General features: G+C 71.9%; 2 protein-coding genes. Both read left to right on the top strand.

Going from position 1 to position 3,004, the window contains the following annotated elements; genetic code table 11:
* Positions 1-448 (top strand): helix-turn-helix domain-containing protein (locus tag AB0J09_RS60870; RefSeq protein ID WP_360713082.1); only part of this gene is annotated, 448 nt, incomplete at its 5' end.
* 109 nt (positions 449-557) lie between these two features.
* Positions 558-3,004, top strand: a 2,447-nt coding sequence (locus AB0J09_RS60865) for a hypothetical protein (RefSeq protein WP_360713080.1), incomplete at its 3' end; no start/stop codon positions are given.

Genomic DNA, 3,004 nt, shown 5'->3' with positions numbered 1-3,004 from the left:
CCGTTCTGCGCGGCTGGGCGTGCCGGGCGGCGGTTGCCGGGCGCTCGGCCTGGACGAGCTCCCCTCGGCGGTGCGGCACGCCGCCGCGCTGGCCGCCCGCGGCGTCGGCTACGCCCACGTCGACGACCTGGAGACGTCGGCGCTGCTCAGGGACGCGTTCGTACCCGACGCGGCGCATCGCTTCTCCGCCGCCGTGCTCCGCCCGCTACGCGAGTACGAGGCGAGGCACGGCGGCGACCTGGTCGACACGGTCCGGGCGTACCTGGAGGCGGGCTCGAACCTGGAGACGGCCGCGCGCCGGCTGGGCGTGCACCGCAACACGCTCCGCCGCCGCCTGGCCGTCGCCGAGCGCGTCTCCGGCCGCCCCCTGACCGACCCCGGCCACCGGCTCCAGCTCTGGCTGGCCGTCTCCCTCGGCGACCTCGTCCCGCCCGGCCGCCCCGGCTGATCGGAGCCCGCGCGAGATTGGCCGGTCTCGGACACGCGATCCGGGAAACGACCGGCTCGACGGCCGCGATATGGGAGCGTTGGCAGTCACTCCACGAATGCGACCTGCGATGACGTACACCGTCCATGTGAAGACGGAGTTCGCTCACCTGGAGCTCCGAGAGGTCCTGCAGTCCCCTCCCAGCGTGCTGCTCGGCGTCTCCGACGCCGCCCAGGCCACGCTCGACACGATCCCCGTACGCACCGTCTACGATCTCGCCCTCTCTGGAGCGTTCCGTGATGCCGCGCGGGTGGTGGAGGCCGCGGCCGATCCCCACTCGGTCCTCGGACGGCACGCTCGCCCGCCGTCCGACCTCATCGTGCCGCTGAGCCCCGACGACAACCTGGCCGGGCTGCCCGGGCAGCCCGCCGAGACCCTCGTCGCCGTCTCCCCGGCCCTCGCCAAGTCCCTGCAGGACACCATGGCGGTCACGTCGGTGCGCGACCTGGCGCAGTGGCCGCCGTACCTGGCCTCCGTCAAGCTCCTCACGCAGGCGCTGGCGCCGGAGAAGGCCGCCGGGTACGACCGGGAGGAGCCGGACGATCTGATCGCCCGCTCGGGTGAGTTCGCCACCCACCAGGTCCGCTACACCGGAACCGTGCTCATCGAGAGCAAGCCCTCGCGCGAGCACGTCTGGGACGGCGGCCTGATCGACGTCACCTCGCTGTCGCAGACCGGCTTCAACGACGTCGCCTTCGGTGCGATCCTGCACTTCACGCAGACGTGGTCGCCGAAGGCCGTGGCTTTGGGCCAGCTCCTGCACAGCCTGCCGCTCGCACCGGGGGAGAGCACCCGGCTCACGGTGGTGGACTGGCTGCGGCGTGTGGCCGCGCAGACCGAAGAGGAGGAGGCGCAGGCCGAGCAGCTGTCGAACGCGCTCAGCAACTCGACCGTCATCTCCGAGGTCACCCGGGCGGTCGCGCACGAGTTCCAGAGCGGTGACTCGGTGGCCGGTTCCGCCTCGGTCACGACCAGCGCGGCCACGCCGGGGCTGCTGGGGCTGCTCGGCGGCCAGGCCTCCGGCGGCTTCACCGCGGGGACCGCGGCGACGTACTCGACCTCGTTCGGCAACCGGTCGATGAGCGCGAGCGCGCTGCAGAGCATCAACGCCCGCACCCAGCAGAACTCGGCGCTGTCGCGCACGAAACGCGCGGCCATCGTGACCGAGGTCAGCGAGGGCGACAGCGAGTCGATCAACACGCGCATGATCATCAACAACAACCACATGCACGCGATGTCGGTGCAGTACTACGAGGTGGTCCAGACGTGGGAGACCAGGACCCGGCTGGACGGCATCGAGCGATGCGTGTTCATCCCCATGCGGCTGGTGAACTTCCGCGACGAGTCGATCGTGCGGCGCTATCTCGGCATCCTGGCCGAGGCCGCGCTCGACCGGGAGACCCGCGACCTGCTGACGCGGCTCCGGCACACGACCGCGCTGGAGTTCCCCTTCGACCGCTTCGCCACCGCGGCCCTCGACCTGGTACGCGACCAGGCAGGCACGGCCGTGCAGCCCACGACGGAGGACAAGGAGGCGGCGGTCCCGGCGCTGGCCCTGGCGCGCGCCGTCGAGAAACGCCTGCGGGTGCAGCAGCTCCAGACGCGCATCCGTGCGCTGCGTGACGCGCTGCGCTCCGAGAGCGAGGCGGCCGTCCGCTCCCGCCGGCTGGAAAGCTTCGACCGGGCCGGGCACCGCTGGTACGAGTTCGACAGGGAGGCGATCCTGCGCGGCGTCGCCTGGGAGGGCACACAGATCTCGAAGGTCACCCTGCAGTTCGTGGACGGCGCCACGACGTACCTGACCGGCTCGGACGACCGCGCCTCGGCCGCGGCGACTCAGCCGGGCATCGGCGACGGGGTGCCGCTCGACCGGCTGCGCACCCTGCAGGCCTCGCTCGTCGCCGCCAAGGACACCAGCCCGTCGGACCACGACCTCGTCCGGCTGTGGCTCCGCGTCGAGCTGCGCGGCCGCACCCTGTGGCTGGACGCGGCCTTCGTGGCCTCGCGCAGCCAGGCCACCGAGATGACCGTGCTCCAGGGGCACCCGCCGGTCAACGTGGCCGATGTCTCCGCCAGGCTGATGGCCGACCAGCTCCACTACAGCCAGAGCATATGGATGCGGGCCGACCGGCAGTCGCTCATCATGCAGCTCGCGCCGTACGAGTGCGAGGTGGGCGACGTCAAGGTCCGCGTGGTCGAGTGGATCGATCCCGTGCCCGTCACGGTGGCGGGCAACTACGTCGCCTTCCCGTTCACCTACGAGGCCGACAAAGATTGGCAGGCGTGGAAGAGGCGCGAGACCAAGGCCGCCGTGCCGCAGGTGGCGCTGGTGCCCCTGCCCACCGGAGGGGTGTTCACGGAGGCGGTCCTGGGTGAGTTCAACTCGGCCGAGAAACTCGACGTGACGCGCTTCTGGAAGTGGCAGGAGTCGCCGATCCCCAACCTGGCGCCGGAGATCGCCGCCGCGCAGCAGGGCCGGCAGACCAGGATCGGCGCGCCGGCCGTCACGCCGCTGCC

Source organism: Nonomuraea sp. NPDC049784 (assembly GCF_040659615.1).
Taxonomy (GTDB): Bacteria; Actinomycetota; Actinomycetes; order Streptosporangiales; family Streptosporangiaceae; genus Nonomuraea.
This window is presented reverse-complemented; position numbering and strand designations above follow the sequence as displayed.